The 6000-nt window shown below is 54.6% G+C and carries 6 protein-coding genes; 3 read left to right on the top strand and 3 right to left on the bottom strand.

Translation table 11 applies throughout. The annotated features are described in order from the left end of the window. Window positions 1-555: 555 nt before the first annotated feature. Complete coding sequence (gene lpxD, locus ACFSJC_RS14960) at window positions 556-1629, top strand: UDP-3-O-(3-hydroxymyristoyl)glucosamine N-acyltransferase (protein WP_386027841.1); 1074 nt, start codon at window positions 556-558, stop codon at window positions 1627-1629. Window positions 1630-1805: 176 nt separating this feature from the next. Here the strand turns inward: lpxD and ACFSJC_RS14965 are convergent, their stop codons facing one another. Both ACFSJC_RS14965 and ACFSJC_RS14970 read right to left on the bottom strand, forming a co-directional pair. Further along, on the bottom strand, window positions 1806-2381 hold the full coding sequence (locus tag ACFSJC_RS14965) for a hypothetical protein (protein WP_386027843.1): 576 nt from the start codon (window positions 2379-2381) through the stop codon (window positions 1806-1808). 328 nt (window positions 2382-2709) lie between these two features. Then, window positions 2710-3447, bottom strand: a complete 738-nt coding sequence (locus ACFSJC_RS14970; protein WP_386027844.1) for a class I SAM-dependent methyltransferase — start codon at window positions 3445-3447, stop codon at window positions 2710-2712. Window positions 3448-3895: 448 nt separating this feature from the next. On the opposite strand from ACFSJC_RS14970, the gene ACFSJC_RS14975 reads away from it, so the two are divergent. Further along, entirely contained in the window at window positions 3896-4303 is a 408-nt protein-coding gene (locus tag ACFSJC_RS14975; RefSeq protein ID WP_386027846.1) for a bacteriohemerythrin, read from the top strand. 112 nt (window positions 4304-4415) lie between these two features. Here ACFSJC_RS14975 and ACFSJC_RS14980 read toward each other — a convergent pair whose 3' ends face one another. Next, window positions 4416-4985, bottom strand: coding sequence for a VPLPA-CTERM sorting domain-containing protein (locus ACFSJC_RS14980; protein ID WP_386027847.1), 570 nt, complete (start codon window positions 4983-4985; stop codon window positions 4416-4418). 539 nt (window positions 4986-5524) lie between these two features. On the opposite strand from ACFSJC_RS14980, the gene tnpA reads away from it, so the two are divergent. Then, the coding region (tnpA, locus tag ACFSJC_RS14985; RefSeq protein WP_386027848.1) for an IS200/IS605 family transposase at window positions 5525-6000 on the top strand (476 nt) is incomplete at its 3' end.

Consider the following 6000-nt stretch of genomic DNA (forward strand, 5'->3'; position numbering starts at 1 on the left):
TCGATCTATAAAAAAGACTGCTTCTCGGATCAAACTCTGCGCTATGTCGTGAATGGCGTCGGTCATGGCGGTCAGGATCTTTGATTGGCCAGCGACGCGCTCTTCAGTCTGTTTGGTGTTTGGGTGAAGTCGGTTATCTTGTAGTTTTTTTCGGGTTTGTGCTGGAGTCGCTTACTATTTGTTCTCTTCGGTCGGTATCGCTTTATGTGATCAATTTGGTTTTCGGCATCATAGATTTTTCTCTGCCAATCTGCTTGCGGCATGCGAACTTATTCGCAATAGAAAGATTGCTGAAATCCATCCTGGGTGTTGGGGGCCGGCGGCACAGGTGCGGACGTTTGGTCGACCGCGCTGTATCGCCGGGCATTCGCCGGATCTGCGCGCTATTGATCGCTGATATGTCTTGCGATGCCCTTTCTCGTGCATGGATGGCGCTTGCGTCTTTTGCTTGTTTTGGGCTTTGAGGCAACCTGTTCCATGCCCGACTGGTCGTCACCTGTCGGTGTTTGTTGGGATTCACTGCTGGCGAACCGATACGACTAGGAGAATGACCAAATGGTGTTGGACCTTCCTCAGATCTGTGCCTTGCTTCAGGTCCCTCTTCCGACCGCCGAACCTGCGCAAGCGCCCCTTTGCATCGATGGAGTCAATACCTTGCAATTGGCGGGGGGCGGAGACCTTTGTCTGGCTGAGACCTCCGAGCAGGCCGATGCCGTTAAGACCAGCGGGGCCGGTGCTGTCGTCGTGCCAGAGGATTTCCCTGTCCTCATCGGTCCTGTGCTTATTCGTTCGTCGGAGCCGCGGCGAGGATTTTTCCGGGTCGCTGAAGCCTTTGTGCCTGCCTCGGAGATTCAAGGGGTCGACGCGCGCGCGGTGATCGACCCCACGGCGATCCTCGGTCAGGATGTGGCGATAGGCGCTTGCGCTGTTGTTGGTGCGGGCGTGCGGGTCGGTGATCGCTGCATCATCGGTCCTGGCTGTTATCTTGGGCCTGATGTGGTCTTGGGGATGGACTCTGTCATTGAGGCCAACGTCACCATTCACCGAGGTAGCGTGCTGGGTCGGCGTTGTCTCATCCACTCCGGAACAGTCATCGGTGGGGACGGATTCGGTTTCAGTTGGGATGGCAATAGGCATCGCAAGATCCCTCAGCTCGGGTGCGTGGTAATCGAGGATGATGTTGAGATCGGTAGCAACTGTTGCGTCGATCGGGCAACTCTGGGTGAGACGCGTATCCGTTGCGGCGCCAAGATCGATAATCTGGTTCAAATTGCGCACAACTCCCAGATCGGCCGTCACGTCATTCTGGTAAGTCAGGCCGGGGTGGCGGGCAGTAGCCGTATTGGGGATGGGGCGGTTATCGCAGGGCAGGTTGCCATCTCGGACCATGTCAGCGTCGGGCCTGGTGCGCGCGTTGGCGGCCAGTCTGGAGTAACCAAGGACATTCCTGCAGGTCTCTCCGTGTTCGGAACCCCGGCGCGTCCGATCAGGGACACCCTTCGCGAGCTTGCGGCACTCGCGCAGCTGCCGGGTTTGCTCAAGCGGATCAATCGCCAGGCGAGTGAGTTGGTCGAGTTAGGTGAGCGGTTGGAGAGACTGGAGCAGGAACGTTCTGGATCCTGCCGTTAGATATCCCCGCGTTCGGCGTTCGAGCCTTTTCGCTATAGTGACCCAGATCAGCGGGCTCCGATCATCAGGAGGGGCTTCTGGAGGTCGGAAGCGGTCGCCGCCAGATGAGTGGCGCTAAGACGACCGGCAAGGGACTCGCCTTGGGATGCTGCGGTCGAAGAGGCATGATTGGGTCGTTATTGCTTGCGCACTCGACCTGAGGCCCTCTTCCATCCAACCGTGTTGCGCAGATTGAAATCGTCCGCGCAGGTTTGTGCAAAAGCCGTGACCTCATCTATGCCTCCCTGGCGGTAACCGACGATGCTTGAGGTGCCGCTCTCTAGGATATAGCGAAACCAATCAACCCCATCTGTGCTCGCGGTCATGTCCACCTTTTCCACGGAGATCAGCTCGTAAGGGGTTCTCGCGGAGTAGTTGGGTTCGCTGCTGTCTTTGAGGACGGTCGCGAGCTGATCGGCTGAGTCTTCATCCGCTGAAGAGGCGTCGGAGCATTGCGTGAGCTCGATGATCGCGCCCTTGAATAGCTGTCCGTCCAATCCGGCAAGCACTTGTGCCGGTTCAGCGGATGATAGGTCGACATGGGCGATTTTCTGAAATCTGTGCTGGAATCTGTTTTCAGAGAATTGTATGCAACGCACGGCCCCGTATGCCGAAAATAGCTCCGTCACTTCGGCTGCGGTGGTTTCACTGGCGAGATTCGTGACACAGATCGTCACCATTTTAGGGTCCGGCGTGGAATGTTTGGCCGTCATTGAGTCGCCCCTGATCAGCGATAAATGATGAAGATCGTGCGTTTGCGCTACTGTCGGGATCTTGAATGATTAAACGCAGAATCGGTAACTATTTATTCAGCAAGGATTATCCGGTTCAGTTGTGCCTGTAAGCGGGGTGGTCGGCAATGCCGTTCCAGAGAATGCAGGCGACGCATGGGCGTTTTGTCGGTGCGGAAAAGCGGCGATCGATGTGATGTGAAATGCCGCAGCGTTGCCTGATCCTCTTTGCACGATACCTCGGAACGCAGATCCGTGCATCGAAGACAGCGCGATTGGGCGAGATTCGACCCCCTCGGTCGGGCGACGCTTAGCAAGTCCGTTCGGCTGTCATCCTGTCTTCGCCCGAAGCGCTGTCCGGATGGGCGATCAATAGGGCAGGGGCGCGCGCCGTCATTCGGTACGCCTTGTGGTGGACGGTTTCGCCCAGTTCCTGCGGGCATTGCCGGTCGGTTTCGACGTGAGTTTCAACCTGGGCCAGGTCGATATTGAATCGTTCGGCATAGAGCGTTTGGATTTCCTGGGCGACGGTCGATATCTGCCCCAATGATTCTCCAGGCACGGAGTCTTCCGATGTCAGTACCAGAAGCTGGCGTACATCAGGGGCGATCAAAGCCAGGTGTGTGACATAGATTCGGCGGATATCTTCAGGTAGCGCTGTGAGCGCGGCGCAATCGTAGATGGCATCGATCGGTCCGAGGTCAGCGGCGGTGACAGCGAAGAAGTCGCCGCACAGGATGCTCAGATTTCCATGTCCCCAGCGCGTCAGAGGGCCTTGTATGCGCTTGGTCGATCCGAGGTCATGCTCAAGAAAGAAGGCGCGAACGGCCACCGGGCTCAGTTCGATGCCGGTGACCCTGTATCCCTCTTTGATGAGCCAGAGCATATCCTGGCTCTTGCCGCACATCGGAACCAGTACACGGATATCCTTTTCCAGTTCGAGACTGGACCACCAACGCGTCAGGAGTGGATTGACCCCCTGTTGGCTCAGGTCGGTTCGCTGGTCGCGCCAGTATTGCTTCCAAAGGGCGTTGTCCCGGTTCGTCATCGGAATGGGGGGGCGCGCGCCGGAGTGAGCGCGTCGTGGGTGATGCGATTCTTGGGCATGACCTCTCCTCGCGAGTTGGAAATGCATGTGCCAATCGAACGGGCACAACGCTTCGTGAGAAGAGGTATGCGGGCCGATGAGGCTCCGGCAAGCGTCGGCCGGAAGTCCGTGGAAGGGTGACCGCGCGTCTTGCTGGCAGGGTAGCATGTTTGGTGCTTGGCCCGGTGGCGAGTGCTAGGCCGGTGGAATGCTGCTGTCTCGGTTTTGGTGCAGGGCTGTGTTCATCGTCTTCATCAGCCATCGAAAGGGCGTCTCTGTCGGTTGGGCGTGCTTGTTCGTCTGCTTCTCCCGCTCGACAGTCATATCGGCTCGGGCTTAACCTAGATTGCTTGTCGATCGGGGTCTCGCGATCCTGGTTTTCCGATCAAGCTATGTTCTCAGGTGTCCAATGCTTAAAGACTGGTCCGACGTCTATCTCATCGGCGTTCCCGAAATCGATCAACAGCATCAGGGGTTCTTCGTGGCCTCGCATCGTCTGTACGAAGGTATCCTAGACCGTGACGGCAAGGCTGCCGTCGGGCCGGCGATCACCTTCATGCGGGAGTATGCGGAGGAGCACTTCCAGACGGAGGAGGCATTCATGCGCGAGCATGACTACCCTGGTATCAAGGACCATCTGCGTCAGCACGTTGCCTTTTTTAAGCGTCTAGATGAGCTTGAAAATGATCTGATGATCTTTGGCCCAAGTCAGGACCTGGCGGACCGCGCTCTAGATATTACCCAGGATTGGCTGATTGATCATATTGCGGATGAGGACATGCTGTATGCGTTGCATGTTAAAGCGAGCTTGGGTTAATGCTAATGCAGCAGGGAATCAATAAAGGCTAGTTCAAATAAAAAGTGGATGAGGCTTGTGTGATGGAAGAAAGCGCCCTCAATTTCTATGCGAGCGCTTTCTTTTTGATGATTTAGGGTTTTAGTGCCTTGCGTCGCTTGGCTATCCCGGCAAGTCCTAGCATCGCAGAGCCAAATAGCCAGCCGGCTGCTGGTACTGGTACAGGTGACGCTGCTGTGAAAGAAAGATAGCTTTGTTTTCCTGTCGTGCCTCCCGCCAGGAGGGAGAATCCAACATTGTTGTTTGCTGTGAATCCATTTCCGTACAGTGTGCCGTATCCGGATAAATGTATAGAGTTAGTAGATGTGTCACTCCAGTCCAGACCTACGCTATTTAGCTTAAACTCAAATTTATTTGTTGTGCCGTCGTCAAATATCCACACGGTTGCAGGGAAGGCTCCATCCCATTTGATCGGGGATAGCGTTAGCATTCCTCCGGAGACCGTCGCCCCGCCCATTGGGGAAAGGTCTGTTCCATCTGTTACGGTGGCTTGTCCGCCGCCAAACGACACGGTTTTGGTTCCAAAGTTTACGGTCGTATCGCCAGCAATCTGAACTGCTCCGCTGATTACTGTTGCGTTAGCTCCGGCGGCGAATCCGAGTAAGGCGAGTCCAGCTAAGGTGTAAAGGAGATGTTGTCTCACGATATTCCCCATGATCTTTAAAGTTAATGGATGTACGGCAGGGTGAAGTGAAGTCCATGTCGACTTTAGTTTGAGATGCGACACTTCTGTATTTAAGCATGAAGTGGGCCACTGTTGATTTATGTTTATAAAACATGGGCTTGCTTTGTTTTTTGATGTGTTCTAATGGCACTAACGTCACACTTTTGATGTAAGATATCTGAGCTTTGCTGGTTTGGTTTTGATGATTCTCATTTCGGTAACAGCGTGCTTTTTTGCACATAAAATACTGATTAATAATTTTTTTTTGGGCGTGTGCTTGGGGTTTGTGGCGGTTGTACTGTAACTTTTCTGTGATACATCGGGATTGGTTTCTAGGTGTCGTGTCGGCTGTAGGTAAAAAATCACCTTAAAATCGTTTTGGTATTATTTAAGTGTTTTAATCAGTTGAGAAATCCCCCGGCTTTGCCGGGGAGACCGTAGAAGTTTGACATTTACAAGAGTCCATCGGGGACACTCCCTAGCGTGAGCCGCCAAGCACACGTTTGAGGAGAGTCCCGATGGACGACTTTGACAGCCTAAGCCACTCCCGGTGGGAGTGTAAATATCACATTGTTTTTATTCCGAAGTGTCGCCGAAAGGTGTTGTACGGACAGCTGCGCCGACATCTCGGAGAAGTGTTCCATAAACTTGCGAGCCAGAAGGAATGCCGAATCGAAGAAGGGCATCTGATGTCCGACCACGTTCACATGCTGATTTCGATTCCGCCGAAATATGCCGTCTCTGCAGTAGTCGGCTACATCAAGGGTAAGAGTGCGATTCACTTGGCACGGGTCTACGGCGAACGGCAACGCAACTATCGGGGGCATCATTTCTGGGCACGTGGCTATTTCGCCTCGACGGTGGGCCGAGATGAAGCCCTAATCCGAGCGTACATTCAGCACCAAGAGGTCGAGGATCAACGATTAGATGTTACGTCCCGTGTGATTATCTGCCGCGACGGAGCTATCCTTTGTTCCGTGCCCGCGAGGTGCTA

It is taken from the genome of Thiorhodococcus fuscus (genome assembly GCF_042682685.1).
In the GTDB taxonomy this organism is placed as follows: domain Bacteria; phylum Pseudomonadota; class Gammaproteobacteria; order Chromatiales; family Chromatiaceae; genus Imhoffiella; species Imhoffiella fuscus.